This window comes from Rhodococcus sp. NPDC049939, from assembly GCF_040656415.1.
Lineage (GTDB): Bacteria > Actinomycetota > Actinomycetes > Mycobacteriales > Mycobacteriaceae > Rhodococcus_F.
This window is the reverse complement of sequence record NZ_JBFAMC010000003.1, coordinates 370,176-394,870: the sequence shown is the minus strand read 5'-3', so window position 1 is coordinate 394,870 and position 24,695 is coordinate 370,176. Positions and strand designations below refer to the sequence as shown.

20 protein-coding genes, 4 tRNA genes and 1 pseudogene are annotated in these 24,695 nt (G+C 62.2%); 12 read left to right on the top strand and 13 right to left on the bottom strand.

Annotation, left to right across the window (positions count from 1 at the left end):
• Nucleotides 1-22: 22 nt before the first annotated feature.
• The 5 genes from AB0I57_RS14050 to AB0I57_RS14030 all read left to right on the top strand — a co-directional run bounded on the left by AB0I57_RS14050 (nt 23) and on the right by AB0I57_RS14030 (nt 6,015).
• A complete protein-coding gene (locus AB0I57_RS14050; protein ID WP_358335923.1) occupies nt 23-922 on the top strand; it encodes a pseudouridine synthase in 900 nt (299 codons plus the stop codon).
• 42 nt (nt 923-964) lie between these two features.
• Nucleotides 965-2,518, top strand: coding sequence for a CYTH and CHAD domain-containing protein (locus tag AB0I57_RS14045; protein ID WP_358335920.1), 1,554 nt, complete (start codon nt 965-967; stop codon nt 2,516-2,518).
• 145 nt (nt 2,519-2,663) lie between these two features.
• Nucleotides 2,664-3,572: a universal stress protein gene (locus tag AB0I57_RS14040; protein ID WP_358335917.1), complete on the top strand. Its 909-nt coding sequence runs from the start codon at nt 2,664-2,666 to the stop codon at nt 3,570-3,572.
• Nucleotides 3,573-3,841: 269 nt separating this feature from the next.
• Complete coding sequence (locus AB0I57_RS14035) at nt 3,842-4,726, top strand: universal stress protein (RefSeq protein ID WP_358335914.1); 885 nt, start codon at nt 3,842-3,844, stop codon at nt 4,724-4,726.
• A 233-nt stretch (nt 4,727-4,959) separates the two neighbouring features.
• Nucleotides 4,960-6,015 carry a YbhN family protein gene (locus AB0I57_RS14030; RefSeq protein WP_358335911.1) on the top strand — a complete coding sequence of 352 codons (1,056 nt, stop codon included), beginning with the start codon at nt 4,960-4,962 and terminating at the stop codon, nt 6,013-6,015.
• A 22-nt stretch (nt 6,016-6,037) separates the two neighbouring features.
• Here AB0I57_RS14030 and AB0I57_RS14025 read toward each other — a convergent pair whose 3' ends face one another.
• The 5 genes from AB0I57_RS14025 to AB0I57_RS14005 all read right to left on the bottom strand — a co-directional run bounded on the left by AB0I57_RS14025 (nt 6,038) and on the right by AB0I57_RS14005 (nt 7,970).
• Nucleotides 6,038-6,691, bottom strand: coding sequence for a TetR family transcriptional regulator (locus AB0I57_RS14025; protein ID WP_358335908.1), 654 nt, complete (start codon nt 6,689-6,691; stop codon nt 6,038-6,040).
• A 120-nt stretch (nt 6,692-6,811) separates the two neighbouring features.
• Nucleotides 6,812-6,888: transfer RNA gene (locus AB0I57_RS14020), tRNA-Phe, on the bottom strand.
• A gap of 66 nt (nt 6,889-6,954) precedes the next feature.
• Nucleotides 6,955-7,028: transfer RNA gene (locus tag AB0I57_RS14015), tRNA-Asp, on the bottom strand.
• A gap of 114 nt (nt 7,029-7,142) precedes the next feature.
• Nucleotides 7,143-7,215: transfer RNA gene (locus AB0I57_RS14010), tRNA-Glu, on the bottom strand.
• Between the two features lie 98 nt (nt 7,216-7,313).
• Nucleotides 7,314-7,970 (bottom strand): TetR family transcriptional regulator, encoded by a 657-nt coding sequence (locus AB0I57_RS14005; RefSeq protein ID WP_358335905.1) that lies wholly within the window; start codon nt 7,968-7,970, stop codon nt 7,314-7,316.
• 340 nt (nt 7,971-8,310) lie between these two features.
• Between AB0I57_RS14005 and AB0I57_RS14000 the strand changes: the two genes are divergently transcribed.
• Nucleotides 8,311-8,383: transfer RNA gene (locus AB0I57_RS14000), tRNA-Lys, on the top strand.
• Between the two features lie 181 nt (nt 8,384-8,564).
• Here AB0I57_RS14000 and AB0I57_RS13995 read toward each other — a convergent pair.
• Together AB0I57_RS13995 and AB0I57_RS13990 are read right to left on the bottom strand one after the other, a co-directional pair.
• The gene (locus tag AB0I57_RS13995; RefSeq protein WP_358335902.1) at nt 8,565-9,887 is read right to left on the bottom strand and encodes an MFS transporter; all 1,323 of its coding nucleotides are present in this window, start codon (nt 9,885-9,887) and stop codon (nt 8,565-8,567) included.
• 229 nt (nt 9,888-10,116) lie between these two features.
• Nucleotides 10,117-10,668 carry a hypothetical protein gene (locus tag AB0I57_RS13990; RefSeq protein WP_358335900.1) on the bottom strand — a complete coding sequence of 184 codons (552 nt, stop codon included), beginning with the start codon at nt 10,666-10,668 and terminating at the stop codon, nt 10,117-10,119.
• 790 nt (nt 10,669-11,458) lie between these two features.
• On the opposite strand from AB0I57_RS13990, the gene AB0I57_RS13985 reads away from it, so the two are divergent.
• From AB0I57_RS13985 to phoU, 4 genes are all read left to right on the top strand, one after another.
• A complete protein-coding gene (locus AB0I57_RS13985) occupies nt 11,459-12,415 on the top strand; it encodes an acyl-ACP desaturase (RefSeq protein ID WP_358335897.1) in 957 nt (318 codons plus the stop codon).
• Between the two features lie 78 nt (nt 12,416-12,493).
• On the top strand, nt 12,494-13,636 hold the full coding sequence (dusB, locus tag AB0I57_RS13980) for a tRNA dihydrouridine synthase DusB (protein WP_358335894.1): 1,143 nt from the start codon (nt 12,494-12,496) through the stop codon (nt 13,634-13,636).
• A 121-nt stretch (nt 13,637-13,757) separates the two neighbouring features.
• Nucleotides 13,758-15,617 carry an LCP family protein gene (locus tag AB0I57_RS13975; protein ID WP_358335891.1) on the top strand — a complete coding sequence of 620 codons (1,860 nt, stop codon included), beginning with the start codon at nt 13,758-13,760 and terminating at the stop codon, nt 15,615-15,617.
• 86 nt (nt 15,618-15,703) lie between these two features.
• Nucleotides 15,704-16,402: a phosphate signaling complex protein PhoU gene (gene phoU, locus AB0I57_RS13970; RefSeq protein ID WP_358335889.1), complete on the top strand. Its 699-nt coding sequence runs from the start codon at nt 15,704-15,706 to the stop codon at nt 16,400-16,402.
• A 72-nt stretch (nt 16,403-16,474) separates the two neighbouring features.
• On the opposite strand, the gene pstB is transcribed toward phoU, so the two are convergent.
• The 6 genes and pseudogenes from pstB to AB0I57_RS13940 form a co-directional block, all read right to left on the bottom strand.
• Nucleotides 16,475-17,251, bottom strand: a complete 777-nt coding sequence (gene pstB / locus AB0I57_RS13965; RefSeq protein ID WP_358335886.1) for a phosphate ABC transporter ATP-binding protein PstB — start codon at nt 17,249-17,251, stop codon at nt 16,475-16,477.
• Between the two features lie 43 nt (nt 17,252-17,294).
• A complete protein-coding gene (gene pstA / locus AB0I57_RS13960) occupies nt 17,295-18,203 on the bottom strand; it encodes a phosphate ABC transporter permease PstA (protein WP_358335883.1) in 909 nt (302 codons plus the stop codon).
• Nucleotides 18,204-18,206: 3 nt separating this feature from the next.
• Nucleotides 18,207-19,285: pseudogene (gene pstC, locus AB0I57_RS13955) on the bottom strand (phosphate ABC transporter permease subunit PstC).
• 67 nt (nt 19,286-19,352) lie between these two features.
• The gene (pstS, locus tag AB0I57_RS13950; RefSeq protein ID WP_358335880.1) at nt 19,353-20,471 is read right to left on the bottom strand and encodes a phosphate ABC transporter substrate-binding protein PstS; all 1,119 of its coding nucleotides are present in this window, start codon (nt 20,469-20,471) and stop codon (nt 19,353-19,355) included.
• A 248-nt stretch (nt 20,472-20,719) separates the two neighbouring features.
• The gene (gene mshD, locus AB0I57_RS13945) at nt 20,720-21,640 is read right to left on the bottom strand and encodes a mycothiol synthase (protein WP_358335877.1); all 921 of its coding nucleotides are present in this window, start codon (nt 21,638-21,640) and stop codon (nt 20,720-20,722) included.
• Nucleotides 21,640-22,410 carry a response regulator transcription factor gene (locus tag AB0I57_RS13940; RefSeq protein ID WP_358336438.1) on the bottom strand — a complete coding sequence of 257 codons (771 nt, stop codon included), beginning with the start codon at nt 22,408-22,410 and terminating at the stop codon, nt 21,640-21,642. Before AB0I57_RS13940 ends, mshD begins: the two co-directional genes overlap by 1 nt.
• A 136-nt stretch (nt 22,411-22,546) precedes the next feature.
• On the opposite strand from AB0I57_RS13940, the gene AB0I57_RS13935 reads away from it, so the two are divergent.
• The gene (locus AB0I57_RS13935) at nt 22,547-23,317 is read left to right on the top strand and encodes an LmeA family phospholipid-binding protein (protein WP_358335874.1); all 771 of its coding nucleotides are present in this window, start codon (nt 22,547-22,549) and stop codon (nt 23,315-23,317) included.
• A 541-nt stretch (nt 23,318-23,858) separates the two neighbouring features.
• Nucleotides 23,859-24,695 (top strand): sulfurtransferase, encoded by an 837-nt coding sequence (locus tag AB0I57_RS13930; RefSeq protein WP_358335871.1) that lies wholly within the window; start codon nt 23,859-23,861, stop codon nt 24,693-24,695.

Sequence of the window (24,695 nt, the reverse complement as noted above, 5' to 3'; positions counted from 1 at the left end):
GGGCCTCGACTACCGTGGCAGAGTGCCCGACGCTCCGCTTCCCGTCCGCAACGGCCTCAACCCGACTCGACTGAGGATGCCGGACGACGGCGCGTGGTCCACGATCCTCGAATACCTCGTCGCACGATTTCCGAACGACGAGATCCGGCTTCGAGAGAAGGTGGCCGCCGAGGAAGTAGTGGAGGAGCGCGGCCTGCCGATCACCGAATCCACCCGGTTCACGCCCCGCAAGTTCGTCTACCTGTACCGGGATCCGCCAGTCGAGAGCCGGGTGCCCTTCGAGATCGAGATCCTCCACCGCGACGAGAACCTGGTTGTCATCGACAAACCCCACTTTCTTGCCAGTACGCCCCGCGGTGCGTACGTCGCGGAGTCGGCACTGGTCCGCCTGCGACGCCTTCTCGATCTCCCCGAACTGACTCCTGCGCACCGATTGGACCGGTTGACTGCCGGGGTTCTGATCTTCACCGTGCGACCTGAGGTGCGACGCAGCTACCAGTCGCTGTTCGATCAGAAAAAGGTTACGAAGGACTACGAGGCGCTGGCCCGCTACGACCCCGCCCTAGAACTGCCTGCCACGGTCCGAAGCCGGATCATCAAGGAACGCGGCATCTTGAAGGCTTACGAGGTAGACGGGCCGGCCAACAGTGAGAGCCGCATCGAACTGGTCGAGGTGCGAGGCGATTCCGCCCGGTACCGCCTCAGGCCCCACACCGGCAAGACGCATCAGTTGCGCGTCCACATGAGCTCGTTAGGCATCCCGATCTACGGCGACAACTTCTACCCTGACTTCTATGATGTTGATGCCCAAGACTATTCGACACCGCTTCAGCTGCTTGCTCTATCGGTGGAGTTCCAAGATCCGTACTCCGGTGCACGACGCCGCTTCACCAGTAAGCGCTGCCTCGACTGGCCCACATGACAGGGCTTCCCATTCACCAGCTCCAAAATGAATGATGGTGACATGAGTACACCAACGCCTGAGGCCCTCACCGAGGTGGAGCGGAAGTACGAGTCCGGCTCGGATCAGCAGATTCCAAGCCTTTCCGGACTGCCGGGCGTCTACAGGGAACCGCTGATCGATTCCATTCAGCTTTCAGCCCTCTATTACGACACCATCGACCTCCGACTCCTGGAATCCGGGATCACACTCCGCCGCAGAGAAGGCGGAGACGACGCAGGATGGCATCTGAAACTTCCCGCCGGGACGGACTCGAGAACCGAATTGCAACTACCCCCCGACGCCGCGGAATCCGGCGTCGAGGTTCCCGCTGCCTTCACCGATCTGCTCATCGCCATCACTCGCGGCGCCACTGTGAACCCGGTTGCCCTGATCAGCACCGACCGTGAGCGTCATCGCCTCTTGGACTCGTCGGGCACGACGCTGGCGGAAGTCGTGTCGGACGTCGTCATTGCCGCTGTCCCCGACGGCACCTCAGGTCCCGACGAGCGGGTGTGGCGTGAGATCGAGGTGGAGAAGGGTAAATGTGATCAGAACCTGTTGGACGCCATAGACTCTCGCCTTGTCGAATCCGGAATGACACGTTCGGGCAGTCCCTCCAAACTCCGGCGGGCACTCGGTGACGCCGTCGCCTTGCCGTCACGCCGTGCGTCTGCGAAAGCGACGACGAAGAAGCCCCGCCCGCGACGCCTGCTGAGCGAGTACCTCGATACACAGGTCCAGGCTCTCATTCGCGCAGACGTCGAGGTCCGACGCGGCACAGACGATTCCGTCCATGCCCTCAGGGTGGCGGCGAGGCGCATCCGCAGTGTGTTGCGGGTATACGGATCCCACCTGAGCTCGAGGGAAGCCACGGAGAACCTCATCGACGAACTGCGATGGTTGGGACGAAGCCTGGCTGATCTACGAGACGCCGAAGTGCAGTGGGACAGGCTCGTCACTGCCGTCGACGAGATCGACGAGATGCCCGACCGGGAGATCGTGCGAGCGCGACTCGACGAGTACTTCTCCGGTCTTGTCGCCTCCACACGGCTCGAAGCACTCGCCACGCTGAGTTCAGACCGCTATCTGGCATTGCTGTCCTCCTTGGATGCGTTCGGCGTCGGCATCGAGTCCGGCAAGGGCGCACCCTCTGCCGCGGAGGTCAAGAGCACTCTGCGGAAGCTGACACGCTCCGTCGAGCATCGGGTGAAGCGGGCGCGACAGTCCGAGGCACGTGTAGATCGCGACGTGCTCATTCACCTGGCGCGCAAGCGCTCGAAACGGATGCGCTACGCCATCGAAGCGACGCAGCAACTCAGCCCGGGCAGGTCGGAGCATGCCCTGGACACATTCAAGGAATTCCAGGACGTCCTCGGCGACTATCAGGACGCGGTGATGTCACGACAGCATCTTCTCCGCATGGCGGCCGAAAACCGGCATTCGTCCCAATCGAGCCCAGGTTTCGGCTTCGGGATGCTCTTCCACCGAGAACTGACGATCGGTGACTCCCTCGCAGCGGAGTTGAAGCCGTACTGGAAGAGAGCAAAAACCGCGGCAGGAAAGATCTTGAAGTAAGAAATAGCTTGGAATAGGAAAGTGCAGGAACAATCTTGAAGTAGGAAAACATCGATGAGAAAAATCTTGAAGTAGGGACCGGTCGCAGGGCAGTGTGGAGCCAGGAATGGTCAGTCGCGCACTAGCGTCATAAAAGGGAACCAATATGAGTACACCCCACGGTCACTCCGTTGTCGTCGGCATCGACGGCTCCGACACCTCCACCAGCGCAGCCCTTTGGGGCGCGGAGGTCGCGTCCAAGTGGGAAACCCCACTGTCCCTGGTCCACGTGCTCCCGCGTGAAGGCCCGCTGTACCACGCGAACCAGTACAGCCCCGCGGCGGCCGGCACGATGGAAGAGCGGGCTCCTGGGGAGATTCGCGAGGATGGCGAGGCCATTATCGACAAGTCGCGAAAGATGCTGGAGCAGCAGTTTCCCAAACTCGATATCGACATCACCATCACACCGGGTTCCGGTGGCAAGAACTTGCTCGCAGCCGCCGAACGGGCCAGGTTGATAGTTCTCGGATCCACCGGTTCGGGAACGATCCGCTCCGCGCTCGTCGGCTCGACCGCACTGCACGTCGCCAACCACGCAAAGTGCCCGGTCGTCGTTCTCCGGGGAGAAAGCGGTCCCCCGGACCAGCGCCCGGTGGTCGTCGGCCTCGACGGAAGCGATCTCAGCCGGGAGGCGGCGAACCACGCATTCGAGTTCGCGTCGTTCTTCGATGCACCACTGATCTGCGTCCACACGTGGCAGGGCAACCCCACGCTCGGGAGCGGAACGAGAAAGCTGATGATGGACTGGGAAGCCATGAAAGAGGAGGAAGTGGCCCTCCTGTCCGAGTCCCTCGCCGGCGAGTCGGAAATGTATCCGGACGTACCCGTAACACGGGTTGCCGAGCAGAGTGCCCCGGCAACTGCGCTGATGAAGCACGCGGAGGGCGGACAGTTGATCGTCGTCGGCAGCCACGGCCGAGGACGGGTGCTCGGCGCGTTGATGGGTTCGACGAGCCAGAACCTGCTCCACCACGCCCATTGCCCGGTGATGATCTGCCGCCGAGAGCACCACTGACCACCTGGCAAGACTCTCGATGGCGCCCGGACACGATGGGCGCCATCGAGAGTCGTATTTTGCATCCCGTCAGAACCGTATTTTCCGTCCCGGCAGAATCGTATTTTCCGTCCCGGCAGAATCGTAGTTTCCGTCCCGTCAAGGGATGGCGTTGGACTTGAAGGGGGTAAGGAAGTCGGTCCGGAACGCTGGAAGTAGAGACAGGACGTAAGGCACTGTGGGAGCAGGGCACATTCAGTCGTGCACCGGCGTCACGGAAGGAGCCCACCTTGAGCACACCTGCAGGCCACAGCGTCGTCGTCGGCTTGGACGGCTCCGACACCTCCACCAAAGCGGTCCTGTGGGGCGCGGCGGTTGCGTCCAAGTGGGACGCCCCACTGTCCCTCGTCCACGCGCTCCCCCAGGACGGCCCGATGTACAGTCCCGCGGCAGTGATGCTGGAGTCGCGGTTTCTCACTCAGGTCCGTGAGGATGGTGAAGCCATCATCGACGCAGCTCAGAGCCTACTGGGACAACAATTTCCCGATCTCGAGATGGACACCACCATCAGCCCAGGTCGCAGCGGTGCCGCTCTGCTCGAAGCCTCAACCCGAGCCAGACTGATAGTGCTCGGGTCCACGGGTGCGGGAGCCTTCCGCTCTGTGTTCGTCGGCTCGACCGCACTCCACGTGGCCAACCGCGCGCCGTGCCCGGTCGTCGTTCTCCGGGGAGAAGGTGCCCCGCCGGACCAGCGTCCGGTCGTGGTCGGCATCGACGGAAGCGATCTCAGCCGGGAGGCAGTGACACGCGCATTCGAATTCGCGTCGTTCTTCGACGCACCCCTTGTCGGTGTCCACACGTGGCAGGGCTCCCCCTCGATGGGTGGCGGAACGAGAGGTTTGCTCGTGGACTGGGACGCCGTGAGACAAGAAGAAGAGGCTCTGCTCGCTGAGGGCCTAGCCGGCGAGTCGGAAACATTCCCTGATGTAGTCGTGACACAGATTGCCGAGCAGGGCTCGGCAGCAGACGCAATGATGAAGCACGCGAAGGATGCACAGTTGATCGTCGTCGGCAGTCATGGCCGAGGACCGGTGCTCGGCGCGCTGATGGGGTCGACAAGCCAGAATCTGCTCCACCATGCAACCTGCCCGATCATGATCTGCCGAAGCGAGTGACAAATATCGCCCGGACACGCTGGGCGCCAACGAGAGTCGCACTTCCACGTAGGCAGCGAACGCTACGCTCTCGGTGAGTTCGCGAGCGACCGGGTGGGCGGTGGTCGCAAGTCGGACAAGGCCGTGTTGTTCAGGACACGAATCGTCGCTCACATTCGCGGCCCACCAAGACGAGAACACGATGCCGATGGCGGGTATACGGTGTAATCACCTGCCACGCGTAATGGACTCGTATGACCGACGCCGAAGACAATCACCGGAAGCCGCGCAGACTGCGGACCGAATGGGTAATCGGTGGCGTACTCGTCGCCGTGCTCACGGTCGAGCTGATCCTGATCTGGCCGGACCTGTCCGATAGCGTCCGCAACCTCGGCGACCTGCATTGGGGATGGGTGGCCGCTGCCATCGCTGCATCATTGGCGTCGATGTCCAGCTTTGCGCGTGTCCAGAGGTGCCTGCTCGGGGTCGCGGGTGTGCACGTGCGGCAGCGGCAGTCTCTGGCGGTCACCTACGCCGCCAACTCCATGAGCGGAACACTCCCGGGTGGGCCGGTGCTGTCCGTAACCTTCATCTACCGGCAGACCCGAATCTGGGGCGCGACACCTGTCGTCGCGACATGGCAACTCGTGATGGCCGGCGCACTCCAAGCTGTCGGGCTGGCGATCGTCGGGCTGACAGGGGCTCTGCTGGTGGGCGCCGCGACCAACCCGTTCTCACTGATCTTCACGTTCGGCGCCCTGTGCGCCTTCATCATCCTCGCCCAGTATGCGGCGACTAGACCGAACGCTCTCGAGGGCGTGGGCATCACCGCCCTCCGCGCCTTCAACTCGCTGCGAAAAAGGCCTCCACTGACCGGGGTTCGCCGGTGGAAGCACACAGTGAGCCAGTTGAGCGCCGTCCGGATGAAGCGTACTGACACGGTGCGCGCATTCGGTTGGTCGCTGTTCAACTGGATCGCCGACGTTTCCTGTCTCGCATTCGCGTGCTACTCGATCGGGGGGCACCCCGGCTTCGCCGGACTCGCCGTAGCATATGCGGCCGGCAGCGCGGCCGGCTCGGCGATCCCGCTTCTGCCCGGTGGACTCGGCGTCATGGATGCAGTTCTGGTCCCTGCACTTACCGCAAGTGGGATGACCGGTGCCGAAGCGGTGTCTGCGATCGTCGTCTACAGGTTGGTGAGCTTCCTGCTCATAGTCGCCATAGGATGGGTCGTCTTTGCGGTGCGATATCGGGGCACGCAGCAGAACGGTGACGGCCCTGATCTCGAACAGCTGTGGCGTCGCCGGTAGGTTGAGTCCCCCCGCCCACGCACTACCCCCCCAGCCTCCGGAAAGCCAGGCGGACGGCAAGACTGAGATGGGCCATAACCTCGTCGACGGAAATTCGGCCCGCCACCCATGACACCAGACTCGACATCCACACGTCGCCGATCACCCGGATCGCATTGAGTTGGTCGTCGGAGACCTTGTCGACGCCGATGGCCTTGGCGAACATCTCGGTCATCAAAGCACCGAAGGCATCCAACTCTGCCGTCGCGGACGCGTCGGCGAACATGAATGCGCGCACCATGGCTTCGTACCTGAGGCGGTCCTTCTCGAGCACTTCCGTGTTCTTCCTGAGAACGAACAGAATGCGCTCGGACGGCGTCGCACCCGGGATCTCGACGTCCTCGAACCGGGTGCGCATCTCCTCGAACACCATCAAGAGCCCCATCACGAGCATGTGGTTCTTGGAGGGGAAGTATCGGTACACGGTTCCAAGCGCGACCTGGGCGCGGTCTGCGATGGCACGCATCTGCACACTGTCATACCCACCCTCGGAGGCGAGTTCCATCGCAGCTGCGACGACACGTTTATAGCGATCCCGCTGCGGCGCCTTGGCACCGCGGGAAGGTAGTTGGCCATTGCGTAGCAATGTCAGCAACCCGTCGCTACCCGCCACGATGGGCTCTCCTGCACTGGTCATGGAGGCTAGCCTAGCCACCCGTGTATGGCTGCAGGACCACGGACTGCGTCACCTACTTGGCATACGGACCAGAGAAAGCCCGCTGCCGACGCGTTCGACAACGCCGGTTTCGACATCTTGTGGTGGCCAGGGCCGGGATCGAACCGGCGACCTTCCGCTTTTCAGGCGGACGCTCGTACCAACTGAGCTACCTGGCCGGGCGGCACCCGAACCGAATGCCAATCGCAATATGCTGCCAACGGTGAACGCCGGCAACACTCCTGCGACCCTGACGGGACTCGAACCCGCGACCTCCGCCGTGACAGGGCGGCGCGCTAACCAACTGCGCCACAGGGCCTTGCTTTGTCCTGCTGTGTATTACGAACGTAGAGCGCCTATAGAGCGCAACACGATCCTAATTGTCACATTTGCTGCTGCCGAACCATACCGCATGCTCGACACCGGTCAAACGTACCCCCTACGGGATTCGAACCCGCGCTACCGCCTTGAAAGGGCGGCGTCCTAGGCCGCTAGACGAAGGGGGCCCGTCGGATTTCTCCGAACCAGTACCTCAACGGCATTCCGTTGGGAGCTTGGATAGCTTAGGACAGAAAGCGAGAAATCCCCAAATCGCCAGTTCAGACTACAATTCGGGCAGTTCCGAGCCGCAATCTGGCCATCCCTCCCTCTCGAATTTCTCCAACCATTCCTTCGAGGCCATCGCCGCGAGGACCACGTCGAGTGATTCCTCGAACCGTGTGCCGAGGTCTCCCTCGAGCGCAATCATGTCCGACATGTACCTCTGGCCGGCGAGAGAGGCAGCCAGGACGCGGGTGAACTTCTCGGGATCGGCACCAGCGCGCAGCAGCCCCTGCCCCTCTGCACGGACGGCAAGCTCATGCGCCGTGCGCCCCCACACCTGCGAGCCACCGGAGAGTACGTCGGGATAGAACTCGGGCTCGACGATCAACCGGAACTCTGCCCGAACGATCACAGATGTATGGAACAACTTCGCCAGATCCACCACGAAGCCGTGGAGGGCGTCGAAAGGCCCGATATCGGTACGGCGTTTCCAGCGCTCCGTCAGGGCGGTGAACTGCTCCACTCCGGCCTGGAGAACGGCGCGGGCCAGGTCTTCCTTGGACTGGAAGTGGAAGTACATTGCCCCCTTGGTGGCGTTCGACCCTTCCAAGATCGTGTTGACCGACGCGGCGGCATACCCGCGCTTGGCGAACTCGATCGCAGCGGACTCCACCAGCGCGGCGCGGGTGCGCCGCGCACGTTCTTGTTGACGTGCCATGACGATGCATCCTTCTTCCAGGTGTGGTAGTCCCCACCATCGCCCTGGTTGGACGAGGTCGGTGACATTGCATAACAGTATCCCCGTTTTGAAAAAACCTACAAAACAGTCCAGAAGTATTAAACCTGTCTGTTTAACGGGCTGCAGGATCAAGTTGTAGTTGAATATGTAGTTGAATTCGATAACCTTCGAAAACACACCAAGTGGTATAATTTGCTGTCGGCTCGGGTGCACTGCAGGGGGTGCGCACCCGAGCCGACCTTTATCTCTTCCACTCAACACACCGTCTCAGGGGTGCTGTGCCAGCGCTTGCCCTTGGCACATTAGACTCTCACCCCGCGCCCCTATAGCTCAGTTGGTAGAGCTACGGACTTTTAATCCGCAGGTCGTAGGTTCGAGTCCTACTGGGGGCACCGTTCTGACCAGTTTCGCCCTGGTCGCGATGCTCGTTCGAAGCCCCATCGGGAAGCCAACCGCGACCTCGCGAGCGAACACAAGACCGTGATGGATGTACCCGGCACCTTCGATGCGCGCTCGGAGTCCGAGATTGCCCGCCAGTACGACTCGGTAGCGGCCGGCTCCTCCGGGCGCCGGTCAATTCGCCGTATCCAGGTCCCGGGCTTTGGTCTCGGGCATCAAAACGAGCGTGACGACAGTGATGGACATCACCCCGATCGCATACCAGGTAAAGGCACTTGCAATCTCCTTGTCCGCGAAAAATGTCTGCAGGTATGGCGCCGTACCGCCGAACAACGCGACCACGAGAGAGTAAGGGACGCCGACCCCCGTAGCCCGGATCCCTGTCGGGAACAGTTCCGCGAAGACGGCAGGCAGAAGGGAGGTGATGCAGGCGATCAAGATCATCGCGATCGCCATCGCGATGAACAGCTGCCACGCTTGCCCTTTGACGATCGAGTTGAGTGGGTGCAGCAAAAACATCAGCGCCACCGTACCGAAGATCAGGACGGGCTTTCGCCCGATCTTGTCGGAAACGATCCCCCAGAATGGAAGCGCAGCCAGAAACACCAAGTTGGCGAGCACGCCGGCCCAGAGCGCTCCGGTCGCGGGCACCCCCCGCACGGAAATCGCGTAAACGGGTGCCGACACCGCCCACACGTAGTACACCACCGTCGCACCCACCGTCACGCCACAGACGCTCAACAGCAGTCTTCGGCGCTGCCACATCTTCTTCCACGCCGATGCGCACTCGGGCTCAGCCTTCGCCGCTTCGATTGCCCGCGTGAAGGTTTCGGTTTCCGCCATCCTCCGACGCATGTGCAGAGAGAACAGGGCGAACATACCCCCGAGGATGAAGGGGATCCGCCAGCCGAAGTCGCGCATCTGCTCGTCGGTCAATGCCGACGACAAGATTGCGGCCAGCAGAGTGCCTGCTATGACCCCGATGCCGCCGGAGAAGTAGATGAGGCTGGACCACAGCCCTCGCCGCTCGCGCGGCGCCACCTCGCTGAGATATGTCTGCGCGACTGGCAGCTCGCCGCCCTGCGCGAGACCCTGAACCAGCCGGGCTGCCACCAAGAGGACAGCCGCCCAGATTCCGATGGTGTCATAGGTAGGACTGGAGCCTATTGCCAAGCTGCCCGCAGCAGCCAAACCAACCGTCAGGCTCATCGACAGTTGACGGCCTCTCATGTCCGCCAACCAGCCGAAGAGGAACCCGCCGAAGGGGCGTGCCACAAACCCGACTGCGAAAACGGCCAGCGTAGCGAGGATGTTGGAAATCGAACTGCCGCTGTGGAAGAACTGCGGCGCAAAGAACACCGCAAAGGTCGCGTAAATGCTCCAGTCGAAAGACTCCATCGCATTGCCTGCGCCGATTCCGAACAACGTCCGCAGCCGGTTCGGTGAATCGGACCCCGAGCGCGTGTTGCTCGCGAAGCCCCTTGCAGTTCTGCTCATGCTCGAGTCCGGGCAGCGAGAGACCATCGGGGGCGATGTTTCGACACCCGCAGGAGCACGCCGCCATGATGATCAACATCGAGGCTGCGCGATGCGGACAGCATGAACTCGGGTCTACCTGCGAACGGTTCGACCGGCAACTGATTCGAACGCAAGTGAGTCCCGTGCGCGTTGTCGGCACGAGACGAGCATGCACCGACATCCCACCGGAATCCGGTAGACGACTGGCTTACTTGTCGTTCACTTCTTTCCGAATTTCGGCGAGATCCTCACCTCGCTTGCGGTACGTGTAACTGACGCCGATTCCACCGAGGAACAGCACCAAACCGATGATCGCGCCTGCCAGCGACGCGCCGCGGAATCCGGGTGCGTCCACGTCCATGATCCGCTCCCCCGCGTGCGCGGCACTGTTGCCACCGAGCACGACGCTCAACGTCAAGACATTGGGAAGCAGCACCAAGATCCCCAGGATCAGCAACACGACCTGCATCGGCTTGAACCGTCGTCGCCGCAGCAACTTGTACACCCCGTAGAACAGCAGCAACGGAAAAAGCGTGCACACGAATCCGAACAACAGACCCCACAGAATTCCGCTGCCGAAACTACCGTTAGCCAGATCCCCAACGCGCTGAGCCCATGCACGCGGCAGGTAGGCCGCGAGGATGAAGTAGGCAACGACCAACACCACCAAGAGAACGGCGATGCCGATGGCCTTCCTCCCCCAGGCCGGCAAACGCGATTTCTCCGTTGCAGGGGCGGATGAACTGTTCCCAGCCGTCATGACCTGTCTCCCTAAGTTGGCAACGCTTCTCGATCCTTACCCGGAAAGTCTGTTGACTTTCCCATTGTTCGACGTCCACACGCATGGCTTCGGGCAACCTGGTGACGAATCCTTCCGATCGACTCATGTCGTTGCCCATGTAACGATTCTCGGGAGCAACCAACCGGACCGCAACAGACGTATCGCCGCCCTCTAATTCACAGAGCAGACGCGGCAAAGCTGGTCGATCCGAGTCGATGGCACCCGTACCCGGCAGCCAGACACAAGTCCTTCAGCAGTCTTTCGGAACATCTTGAGCGACACAACATCACAACCATCAGCAGCACGAAGCAGATCTCCACGGCAAGTCTGCCATTGGCCCGCATGGCGCCAACTCGTATTCGTGCACCAGGCAGAGTCGCATCAGGGTTGAATGCTAGGGAACAACAGTGTCTCGATTATCCGATCACGCAGGCGTACAGGCATATTCGGCACCATTGAGGGCACCGATACTCGACGACTTGGCAACACTCAGGACTCGATTGCGGGCAATCACCTGGTCCAGATCTGTATGAATCGGCGGACCAACACGTCGAAAAAGGGGTGATCGGTGCTTCGCAAACACCCCCGAGGTAAAGCGCCCAGAAAAGGCTAGGCGCGTTGGAAGCCCCTCGAACGGTTCTTCCAAGGGCGGCGGATTCCAACCATTTTCCGGGCTTCTCAAATGCACTTACCAATCTACCTACGGTGCCGTAGGCTGGGCCACGTCCGACCGAGTTCAAGTCAATTCGAGCTACTGGAGGCATTGCGCATGGCGAGGGATCTGACCCAACTCGAGCTGCTCCACGAGCTGTCGCCGGTTGCAGAAGAGAACGTGAACCGTCACCTCTCCATGGTCAAGGAATGGCACCCCCACGACTACATCCCATGGGACGAAGGACGCAACTTCGCTGCGATGGGCGGTATCGACTGGGATCCCGGACAATCGCAGCTCGACGAGGTCGCCAAGGCAGCGATGATCACCAACCTCCTCACCGAGGACAACCTGCCCTCGTACCACCGTGAGATAGCAGAGCACTTCTCGCTGGACGGCGCATGGGGCACCTGGGTGGGTCGCTGGACTGCCGAGGAGAACCGTCACGGAATCGTGATGCGCGACTACTTGGTGGTGACACGCGCTGTCGACCCGGTCGAGCTCGAGCGCTTCCGCATGGAGCACATGACCACTGGCTTCGCCTCCCCGGCCAGCGTCGACGCGGGCTTCCTCAATTCCGTCGCCTACGTGACCTTCCAGGAGCTGGCCACTCGCGTCAGCCACCGCAACACCGGCAAGGCGTGCAACGAGCCGATCGCGGACAAGATGCTCCAGCGCATCGCAGCCGATGAGAACCTGCACATGATCTTCTACCGCAACATGTGTGGTGCCGCTCTCGATCTCGCACCCGATCAGGCGCTCGAAGCCATCGACATGGTCATCCAGAACTTCCGGATGCCCGGGGCCAACATGCCGAACTTCCGTCGCAACGGGGTGCTGATGGCCAAGCACGGCATCTACGACCTCCGTCAGCACCTCGACGAGGTTCTCATGCCCGTCCTGCGCAAGTGGAACATCTTCGAGCGGAGCGATCTCACCGCCCGTGGCGAAGAGACCCGCGAAAACCTGGGCAAGTTCCTGGAGAACCTCGACGCCCAAGCCACCAAGTTCGAGGAGCAGCGCGACCGCATGCTGGCCCGTGAGGCCGAGAAGCAAGAGCAGCGGGTTTCGTAGCGCAACAGTTATCCTGAGCCCGGTACCGAATTCGGTACCGGGCATTTTGTTGTTCCAGCGCTTCCCAAGAGGTTGTCAATGTCATCGCTTCGTATCGGATCACTAGAGCTGCGCAGCCCGGTGGTTCTGGCTCCCATGGCCGGCATCACCAATGTGGCGTTCCGCACGCTGTGTCGTGAACTCGAGACGGCGCGCGCGGGCAGCACGTCCGGCCTGTATGTCTGCGAGATGGTGACCGCACGCGCGCTGGTCGAGCGTCACCCCGCGACCCTGCACATGACCACGTTCGGCCCGACCGAAACCCCCCGTTCACTGCAGCTGTACACCGTCGACCCCGACACCACGTACGCCGCGGCCAAAATGATCGTGGACGAGGACATGGCCGATCACATCGACATGAACTTCGGATGCCCGGTCCCCAAGGTCACGCGCAAGGGCGGCGGCGCGGCCCTACCGTACAAGCGTGCGCTGTTCGGTCGGATAGTCGCCGCCGCAGTGAAGGCCACTGAGGGTACAGACATCCCGGTTACCGTGAAGTTCCGCGTCGGAATCGACGACGAGCACCATACTCACCTCGACGCCGGTCGGATCGCCGCAGGCGAAGGCGCCGCGGCAATCGCATTGCATGCACGCACTGCCGCACAGCGGTACTCCGGCACTGCCGACTGGAACGAGATCGCCCGCCTCAAGGAGTACGTCAGCGAGGTTCCGGTGCTCGGAAACGGCGACATCTTCGCGGCCGAGGATGCCGTTCGGATGATGACGCAGACCGGCTGCGACGGTGTCGTGGTCGGCCGCGGCTGCCTCGGACGACCGTGGTTGTTCGCCGAATTGAGCGCCGCTCTGAATGGAAACCCGATACCTACCCCTCCCACCCTCGGCGAAGTTGCCACCATCATCCGCCGGCACGCTGAGCTTCTCGCCGCCCACCACGGTGAGGACAAGGGACTCCGAGAGCTTCGCAAGCACGTGTCCTGGTATCTGCGGGGCTTCCCCGCCGGGTCCGAACTGCGAGTTGCGATGGCCCTGGTGAGCACCCTCACCGAACTCGACAGTCTCCTCGAGCAACTCGACCCCACCGTCCCGTTTCCCAGGGACGCAGAGGGACCGCGCGGGCGTCAGGGATCACCGGGTACCGTCGCGCTCCCCGAGGGCTGGCTCGACGACCCCGAGGACTGTCTGGTCCCCGCCGGCGCCGAAATGATGCATTCCGGCGGCTAGTAGATAAAGAACACATCTCACACCGCTTCATTTGCGAAGCCTTGAACATCACTAAGTATCATGACTGGAATCGTCAGGGCCGACGAACGGTCGAGTAGGCAAGAAGGGGCAGGTTGAATCGGTGGGTGATGATCAGAATTCGGAACCACCGGCTCCCGGATCCCGCGCCCCCTGGGAGCGCCCGCTCGCTGATCAAAACTATCGAGATGCCCGCATGGGTCGTCAACGCCCGGTTCCGCCGCGACAGCCACCACCCGAACGCCCTGCCCCGACCGAGCACCCCTTCCGGGTAGAGCGCCCCGAGCCTCGCAACCAAAACAGCGATCCGGACACCACCGAGGTCATTCCCAACGTCGGCACACGACGATCGCCGACACCGGTTCCGCCGGGCGAAGGTTCTGCACCCGAGTGGCTCACGGAAACTCCGGGAAGCGCATCTGCACCCCGCGCAGTCGGCAATCCGGGACTCACGCGTGTGGCGCTGAACCGGTCTCGCCGGCGCAAACGCCTCCGCAAAGCTGGACGTGCCATCGTCGCCCTGGTGGCGGTGGGCGCGCTTGCCGGAACAGGTACTGTCTGGGGCTACCTCAACTCCACAATGGGCAAGTTCGGCCAGGTCGCGGCCCTCGACACAGAGTCGGAGGACATCGTCGACGCGCTCGGGCAGATGGGCGACGAGACGTATCTGATCGTCGGTACCGACACCCGTGCAGGCGCGAGCGGCCAGATCGGCGCAGGAACTGTCGAAGACGCCGAGGGTGCGCGGGCCGACGTTGTGATGCTCGTCAACATCCCCGCCGATCGCAGCAGGGTGGTAGCGGTGTCCTTTCCCCGCGACCTCGACGTCGAGCGTCCGGCCTGCCAAGGCTGGGACAACGAGACCGGAACCTACGTAGACACGAAGTATCCGGCAGCCTATGGCGACAAATTGAATGCCACCTACGCGCTGGGTGGGCCGAAATGCCTGGTCAAAGTGATTCAGAAGATGTCCGGACTAAAGATCGGACACTTCGTGAGCATGGACTTCGCCGGCTTCGAGTCCATGGTCGACGAGATCGGCGGTGTGGAGGTCTGTACCGAGCAACCGCTCCATGACGGAATCCTCGGCACCGTCATTCCTGAAGCGGGGACTCACTTGCTGGATGGAAAGACCGCGCTGGATTTCGTTCGCGCCCGGCACGTAGCGACGGAGGGCACTGGCGACTACGGGCGGATCAATCGGCAGCAGATATTCCTGTCCTCCCTGCTAGGCGGAGCACTGTCGAGTCAGGTGCTGCTGAATCCCGCGAAACTCAACGGGTTCATCAACGCGTTCACCAGTGAAACGTTCGTCGAGAACGTCGATGCCGAGTCCCTGATCACACTGGGGCGCTCCCTGCAGAATGTCGACGCAGGCGCAGTCACCTTCCTGACGGTGCCCACCGCTGGCACCAATGACTGGGGAAACGAAATTCCCCGAATGGACGACATCAAGGCAATATTCCGCGCGATCATCGACGACGACGACCTGCCCGGCGAGAAGCGCGCTGAACCAATCCTCGAGGCGGCACCGGAACCGCAGCCACAGTCCGTTCAGACCGTCGACCCGTCCAGTGTGAACGTTCAGGTCTCGAACGCGACAGGCGAGGCGGGGTTGGCCGCAACGGTAGCGGCGGACCTGGAAGCCGAGGGATTCCAGATCTACGATGTCGGCAACTACTTGGCGGGCAATACCGACGACACCGTCGTGCGGTTCTCGCCGACACACGAGGCCGAGGCAGCCACCCTCGCGTCGTCATTTCCCGGGGCGGTCCTCGAGTCCGCCAAGGGACTTGGCACGGTCATCGAGGTCGCACTCGGCTCCAACTTCTCCGGAAACGTACAGACACCGATCGCGTCCGACACTCCGGTCAATGTGTCAGATGTTCGTATCGGCAAATCTGTCGGAGCGGAGATCCCGACCGATCTTGCCGTGGTGAACGCGGGTGACGTGTCCTGCTGACAAGACCGCCTATCAGCGCATTCATTCACCCCGCGTTCATCGCAAAATCATGACTTGGTTTATCGGACACCGTAATGTATAGCCCCATGCGAGTGGCCTATACAGAACAGATGACCGAGCTTGCCGATCTGCTCGGTGAAATGGCGGGCCTCGCGGGGGCCGCCATGGACCGAGCCACCCAGTCGTTGCTCCAGGCCGACCTCTCCTTGGCCGAGCAGGTGATCAGCGAGCACGACAAGATCACTGAACTGAGCACCGTCTGCGAGGAGCGGGCCTTCGCGCTCCTCGCCCTGCAATCACCGGTTGCCGGTGATCTCCGCTCCGTGGTCAGTGGAATCCAGATCGTTGCCGACATAGACCGCATGGGAGCGTTGGCTCTTCACGTCGCCAAGATCGCACGCCGCCGGCACCCCAACCATGTACTTCCGGAAGAGGTCAATGGTTACTTCGCCGAGATGGGCCGCATCGCCGTGTCCATCGGCGCCGCCGCCCGCGAGGTTCTCGAGACCCGCGATCCGGAAAGGGCTGCGCGCCTTCGCGAAGAGGACGAGGCCATGGACGACCTCCATCGTCACCTGTTTACGGTGCTGATGGACCGTGAGTGGAAGAACGGCGTGGCCGCAGCCGTCGACGTCACCCTGCTCGGACGGTTCTACGAGCGTTTCGCCGACCACGCCGTCGAGGTTGGTCGTCGGGTTATCTTCCTGGTCACCGGCAAGCTTCCCGACGAGACGGAGACCGTCAACGCCGACGCCGACAACCTCACGGCATACCCGGAACCGTAGTATTTCCAAGCCATTTCGCGTCGAGACGCCCCGACCGAACTCGCGGTCGGGGCGTCTCGACGCAATTGCCTTCTATCCGAACCGGCCCGAAATGTAGTCCTCGGTGGCCTTCTGCGCCGGGTTGGAGAATATCTTTTCCGTGTCGTCGACCTCGACGAGCCGACCCGGCATACCGGTGGCCTCGATGTTGAAGAACGCGGTCTGGTCGCTGACGCGCGCTGCCTGCTGCATGTTGTGGGTGACGATCACGATCGTGAAGTCCTTCTTCAACTCCGTGATGAGGTCTTCGATCGCAAGGGTCGAAATTGGGTCGAGAGCCGAACACGGCTCGTCCATCAAGAGCACGTCGGGTGAAACGGCGATCGCGCGGGCGATGCACAAGCGTTGTTGCTGACCGCCGGACAGACCTCCGCCCGGCTTGTCGAGGCGGTCCTTGACCTCGTTCCAAAGATTCGCTCCACGCAGGGATTGTTCGGCGATCTCGTCGAGCCGCTTCTTGTTGCGCTCTCCTTGCAGCTTGAGCCCAGCCACCACGTTGTCCCTGATGGACATCGTCGGAAACGGATTGGGTCGTTGGAAAACCATACCGATGGTCTTGCGGACACCGACTGGATCGACGGCGGGATCGTAAATGTCCTCACCGTCAAGCAGGATCGAACCCTCAACGCGTGCACCAGGAGTCACCTCGTGCATCCGGTTCAGCGACCGCAGGACGGTCGACTTTCCACACCCGGAAGGGCCTATGAAGGCAGTCACATTCCGCGGCGGAACAGACAGCCTCACATCTGCGACGGCATGAAACTTGCCGTAGAAGATGTTGACGTCCTTGAGATCAAGGCGCTTGGCCATTACCGGCTCCCTACTGATCGGTGATCAAATTCAAGTCTATGCATCACTTGGTGCGGATCTGTGAGAAGTGGCCGACAATCTTGGCCACAACGTTGAGCAATGCGATGAGGAGGATCAACGTCAGCGCCGCACCCCAGATTCGGTTGGTGCCGGCCGCAGTGGGATTGTTCATCTCGGCCACCATGACACCGGGAAGCGTGCCCATCTCGCCGTTGAACAGGTCGAAGTTGATGAAGGGCGCGTATCCGACCAGGATCAGGAGCGGAGCTGCCTCGCCCATCACCCGAGCGAGTGCAAGCATGACGCCGGTGATGATTCCAGGCAGTGCGGTGGGAAGCACGATCCTGACAACGGTCTTCCACTTCGGAACTCCCAGAGCGTACGACGCTTCGCGCAGATCCTGTGGAACGACGCGGAGCATCTCCTCCGTGCTGCGAGCTACAACGGGAACCATCAACAGGACCAGTGCGAGCGACACGGCGAATCCCGACTTGGAGAAGCCGAACGTCGTGATCCACAGCGCGTAGATGAACAGGGCCGCAACAATAGACGGGACACCGCTGAGGATATCGATCATGAAGGTGGTCACCCTGGCCAGGCGCGACTTCCGGTCTGAATACTCCACGAGATAGATCGCGACGAACAGTCCGAGTGGGATCGACATCACCGCACATACGAGCCCTTGCAGGATCGTACCGACAAGCGCGTGATAGATACCACCGCCCATCGACGAAGCTGCGAGCCCACTGAGCGAGTTGGTGAACCACGTGGCGGACGTCAAAGCGGGCAAGCCCTTGACGATCGCGGTGAGCAGCACCCACAGGAGTGGGATCAGCGCCACCACCACTGCCAGAGTCACCATCGCTGTTGCCGCGAGATCCGTGATTCGTCGGCGGACGCCGACCCCCCTGAACGTCGGCGTCTTGACTGGCTTCTCGAGTATTGCGGTCATCGGTCAGCCCTTCTTTCCTACGATCACAGCACGCGCTGCGGCGTTCACGGCGAACGTCAGCACGAAGAGCACCAGGCCGGCTGCGATGTAGGCGCCCGCCTGGATGTCGTTGTTGAACTCCGCGTACCCAAGTGCGATCTTGGATGCGATCGTGGCGCCACCATCGAACAACGACCATCCGAAGGCCTGCGAAGTGGTGCGCAGGATCATGTAGAGCGCCATCGTCTCGCCCAGAGCGCGACCCAATCCGAGCATCGAACCGCTTATGTAGGCGGACTTGCCGAACGGAATGATCGTGGTGCGCACCACCTCCCACCGGGTGGCGCCCAACGCGAGCGCAGCCTCGATGTGCGAGGTGGGCGTCTGCACGAATACCTCCCGGGTCACCGCGGTGATGATGGGAAGGATCATCACTGCGAGCACGATGCCCGCAGTGAAGATGGTGCCGCCACCGGTGATCGAAGTATTGCCCGTCGCGAACAACGGGAACCAGCCGAGATTCTCGTTCAGCCAGATGGCGAATGGCTCAATCACCGGTTCCAGCACCAGCAATCCCCACAGCCCGTAGACGACGGAAGGCACTGCGGCCAGCAGGTCGATCATGTACGCGAGGGGGCGCTTGAGCCACTCCGGCGAATACGCGGCGAGGAAGATCGCGATACCGAGTGCGACCGGCATCGCGAGAGCCAGGGCGAACAGCGAGACCATTACGGTGACCTGGAACAGGTCGAGGACGCCGAACGACATGTCGTTGATGTCGATGGTGAACCACTCATGGCTGGTGAAGAAGTTCGCCTGGTTGCGACTCAACGCAGGGATCGCGCGCCAGATCAGGAACACCCCGATCGCGGCGATGAGCAAGGAAATGAAGACCGCCGCAGTCCTTGCGGCCGACGAGAAGACGCGGTCCCCGAGGCGAGTCGCCGACTTGCCGCGCAGCGCAACCTTCGGTCCCGGCGTCTTGGTCTGTGTCTGAGGGGAACTCAACTCGGCCTCCGGGTGCCGCTCGGACCGCCACCTCCGGACCCGCGGAAGGCGGGGCCGGAGGTGGGCGGTACTGACTCGATGGGCGCGTAATTCATCCGCGCTGGCATTTCTTTCTCATCAGAATATCTAGGGACCCGGGCGACCCGAGCCGACGGTGGGCGATCAGGCGATCGCGTTGATCGACTCGGTCAGCTTCGACTGCATAGCCTCGGGAAGCGGGACATAACCCAGCTCGGCAAGATTGGCCTGCCCTTCGTGCGCAGCGCTCGTCAGAAAGGACTTCACCGCGGCGGTGGTGTCAGCCGGGTAGCCGTTCGAGCAAACGATCTCGTAGGTCACGAGCACCAAGGGGTATGCCCCGGGCTCATTGGTACCGTAGATCGAGGTCAGGTCGAGGGTCAAATCGCCCCCATCCGCATTCACGAACTGTGCGTGCTCAATGGATTTCGACGCGGACTCGGTGGTCAACTCGACGGGACCGGAACCGTTGTCGATTTGCGCGATCGACAAGTTGTTCTGGTCCGCGAAGGACTTCTCGACGTACGTGATCGAGCCGCTGTCAGAGGCGACCGCCTGCGCGACGCCCGCCGAGCCCCTGGCTCCCTCGCCGGCGCCACCGGTGAAGTCGGAACCCGCACCAGAGATCCACGCGCCGTTGGACGCGGCCTCCAGGTACAGCTGGAAGTTGTCCGTCGTGCCCGAGGAATCGGAGCGAACAACCGGGGTGATGCGTTCGTCGGGCAGTGCGACGCCCTCGTTGAGCGCGGCGATGGCCGGGTCGTTCCAGTTGGTGATGGTTCCGTTGAAGATGTTCGCGATGGCCTCGCCGTTCAGTACCAGGTTGTCGACACCGTCGAGGTTGTACGCCATTGCAACGGGACCGAACACCATGGGGAGGTTCCAGGCCTCGCCGCCGACGCAGCGAGCTGTCGCCAGCTCGGCCTGCTCGCCCTCGATCGGTGAGTCGGAGCCGCTGAAGTCGGTCTGGCCGGCGATGAACTGGGTGCGTCCGTCACCCGAACCAGTCGGGTTGTACGCGACGTTGACTTGCTTACCCTTTTCCTGGCAGACGGAGATGTAGGTGGACACGAACTGGTCCATGGCATTCTTCTGCGCCGTGGAACCAGCCGCAGAGAGGTTGGCTGTGCCTTCACAGGTGGCATTCGACGCAGAGGCGTCGATGCCGCTCAACGTGGCGTTGTTGTCACTTCCACACGCGGCCAAGGTCAGTGCTCCCACGGCCACTGCACCGAATACGGTTCCGCTGCGCTTGAAATTCACCTAGTCCTCCGGATTTACCGTCACGCCCTGGCACGGGCGGCGACTTGGGGCGCGGCACAAGACAGTCCTGTACCGGGCAACACGGCGTTGCCCACGAAGAAACCTAGGGGTATCCGATTACCAGATGGACCATCACCGGTGAACGGAAAGTGAACAGAGAAAGTACCTGTCCACCTAGTGCGCCACTGACGTCCAGGCATCCCGAGACCAGCGCGGCCAGACCCCCGAAAACGTTCCGGTGCAGTACGTCACACTCGTGCATACGCCACGTCGACGTGGTACTTCTCGAACCCGAGCCGCTGGTATGTCCGCAGTGCGGATATGTTGTCGCCTTCCACATAGAGCAGCACCGAAGCGAGCCCGCGGTCGCGGAGATAGTGCAACCCGGCGAGTGTCAGCAACTGGCCGAGACCCCGTCCCTGCGCGTCGGGATCGACGGCCACGACATAGACCTCTCCGATTGCGGGGTCCTCGCCCTGCTTCGGGTGCACCTTGGTCCAGTGGAACCCGAGGAGACGATCCTCGTCCGAGGTGGCGAACGCCATGAACAACCCGGCTGGATCGAACCAGGCCGCGGCGCGGCGCTCGGCCATCTCACGCTCAGTCCACGACCCCTGCTCGGGATGCCAGGCAAATGCGGCCCCGTTGACGCGAAGCACCTCGGAATCGTCCTGGACCCCCCGATAGACGCGAAGTGAGACATCTTCCGGTACAACGAGCTCCGGAAGCCCAGCGTCGACAAGCGGGCGTCGCAACTGCAGCAGCTCGCGGGCGCCGGTGAGCTCGAGGCGCCGCGCTACCGCCTGCGCCGCGGGCAGGTTTCCGTGTGCCCATACCCTCGCATCCGGCCCTCCCTCGGATATGGCTTCGGTCACGAGCCTTCCGCCGATCCCGCGACCGCGCGCCTCGGGTGCCACCGCGAGTTCGGCCATAGCGGGATGGTCCCCGTGTCCTGGCTGCAGTTGGGCGTATCCGATGATCCGCTCGTCATCGGTCCAGACCAGATGACGTACGCCATCCAGGCCACCGGAGCCGGACACAGCGTGGACTCCCTGCTCCGAGACAGGGTTGGTACCGTCCGCTGCCGCCGCCCGATCCAAGAGAGCGGACACGCCGGCCACCTGTTGGGGCTCGAGTCGTGTCGACCAATACAACGCCGGACGCTCCATCAGATCGACCCTTCAGCGCCTTCGAATTCGGCACCCTCGTCACCGTGGTCGTCGCCGAGCTCCGCACCCTCCGCCGATTGACCGGGCGCGCCCGGTTTGGTGCGCGCGGGACGAACTGCTTTGTAACCGACATTGCGCACTGTGCCGATCAAGGATTCATACTCGCTCCCCAGTTTGGCGCGCAGACGACGAACGTGGACGTCGACCGTGCGCGTACCGCCGAAGAAGTCGTATCCCCACACCTCTTGCAGCAACTGCGCGCGGGTGAAGACTCGTCCCGCGTGCTGTGCAAGGTATTTGAGGAGTTCGAACTCCTTGTAGGTGAGATCGAGGGGACGTCCACGAAGTCGGGCCGTATAGGTGCCCTCATCGATGACCAGTTCACCGAGTGTGATCGTGCCCGAAGACTCCGGACTCGCGCCGCCACCACTTCGTCCCACCAAGAGTCGGAGACGGGCATCAACCTCGGCCGGCCCGGTGTCCGGGAGCAGGATGTCGTCGAGTCCCCAGTCGGAATTGACGGCCACCAGGCCGCCCTCGGTCAGTACTGCCACCACCGGAACCGCAGAACCCGCGCTGCCCAACAGCCTGCAAAGACCACGCGCAGCTGCGAGGTCGACGCGCGCGTCCACTAGAGCGACGTCGGCCGAGTGGGCTTCGAGGAGTGACGAGACCTCCTTGGGAGCAGGTCTCACCGAATGCGCCAACAGCGCGAGAGCAGGCAGAACCACCTCGGGGTTGGGGTCGGAGGTTAGAAGCAGTAACTCCACACGACCTCCCATCGCGACTGTTTTGTCCGTGACAGACTAACGCGCCACGGTCCAAATTCGGTACGCCGAACCCGGCAAGCCTGCACAAGCACATCGCGCCGACACCTGATATGAGCGTGTCAGCCACAATGGGGCCGTGCGGAAACTCATCATTGGAATCGTTTTCCTCGTTGCTCTCGGTCTCGTCGTCGACTTCGGTTCGGCGGCGTACGCCGAGTACCGGGTGTCGAGAGAGCTGAGGGCGGGCGCTTCGCTCACGGCAGACCCCGAGGTAACGGTCCACGGTTTCCCGTTCCTCACCCAGGCGTGGGAAGGCAAGTACGGCGACATCGAGATTCGAGCCAGAGGAGTGCAGACGGACGAAGTCGGTGAGGTGACGATCGAATCCAGCTTGCAGGGTGTCTCCGCGCCGCTGTCGGAACTGGTGAACGGCAGCGTCACCACGATTCCGGTCGATCATCTCTCCGGCAAGATGCTCATCGACGCTACCGACCTGGGCCAGTTCCTCCAGATTGCAGACCTACAAGTCTCGGCCCCGCCGGCCAACATATCGGATGGCACGGGCGGTTCCGGCGGTTCGGGATTGCCCACCGCCGGCGGTGTGGTCCTCACGGGCACTGTCCCGGTGGGGCCCGTCGAGACCAAGGTCAGCGTTCAGGCTGACCTGGTGCTCGACGGTCCTCAGGTGGAGATTGTCGCCAGCAACTTCTACTTCGGGCCGGAAGGTGCCGCCGACTTCTCGATTCCGGATCCACTAGCTCACTCGATCCTCGGACTCTTCACTCTGACGATCGACCCCAGAGAACTCCCGTTCGGGGTGCAGCCGACAGAGGTCTACGCGCAGGGGTCGCAGATCGTCATCGAAGGCGTGGGTGACAACGTCACCATCAACCTCAACGGGCTGTAGAAGACGCAACCGACGACCACTGCCTAGCAGATGGCGGGCAGTGAATACTTATCTCTCCCTTTGAAACTCGGCGCACGACGAAGCGCGCAACATCCACGCTCGACCGCAGCGAAGTATCCGACCCGACCGCTGTGTGGATCGCTGAAGAACTCCCGCATTCGGCCCCCGGCTTCGAAGTCGTGGAAAACCAGGTAAACTGACGGCCGTGCAATCCAGCCAGGAGCTAATGCTCACCCGACGCCGCACGGTTGACCTGTGTCGCCTCGGGGCTTGTTGCTGTACCTGCCGCTGATCACCAGGGCTGTCGCTTTCTGCTGACTCCGCGGACTTCATGCACGTGATCAAGACGGCGATGACGACTTACTTCCATCGTTTCTCGGCACCCGAGCCCGTATAACGGACGTCAGCAGAATCGCTTTCTCACTTATCCACATCACACGACACCCTGAAGGTCGGCGTCCGTGGCCGTCGTTTCGTGACGTTGGTCACCACTACCCGAACCGAGCAAGTACACCGAAGTTATTTCACCGAGAGGAACACCATGGCCCGCTCCGATGTCCTAGTCTCCGCCGACTGGGCTGAGCAGAACCTCAACGCCCCCAAGACGGTTTTCGTCGAGGTCGACGAGGACACCAGCGCATACGACGGTGGCCACATCGAAGGCGCCATCCGCCTCGACTGGCGGAAGGACCTGCAGGACGGCGTCCGTCGCGACTTCCTGAACCAGCAGCAGTTCTCTGACCTCCTCTCCGCCAAAGGAGTGGCCAACGACGACACGATCGTCCTTTACGGAGGCAACAACAACTGGTTCGCCGCCTACGCGTACTGGTACTTCAAGCTCTACGGCCACGATGACGTCAAGCTGATCGACGGCGGCCGCAAGAAGTGGGAACTCGACGGACGCCCGTTGTCCAAGGAGACTGTTTCCCGCCCCGCCACCAAGTACCAGGCCGAGGCCCCCGACCTGTCGATCCGCGCGTTCCGCGACGAGGTCATCGACGCCATTGGGAACAAGAACCTTATCGACGTCCGTTCGCCCGACGAATTCTCCGGCAAGATCCTCGCGCCTGCGCACCTGCCGCAGGAGCAGGCTCAGCAGCGTGGACACGTCCCCGGCGCGATCAACATCCCGTGGAGCACCACCGCTAACGAGGACGGCACGTTCAAGTCCGACGACGACCTCGAGAAGCTCTACGCAGAGAAGGGCTACGACGAGTCCAAGGCCACGATCGCGTACTGCCGTATCGGCGAGCGCTCTAGCCACACCTGGTTCGTGCTCAAGGAAATCCTCGGCAAGCCGAATGTCAAGAACTACGACGGCAGCTGGGTCGAATACGGCTCACTCGTCGGCGCACCAATCGAGTTGGAGGTTCACTGA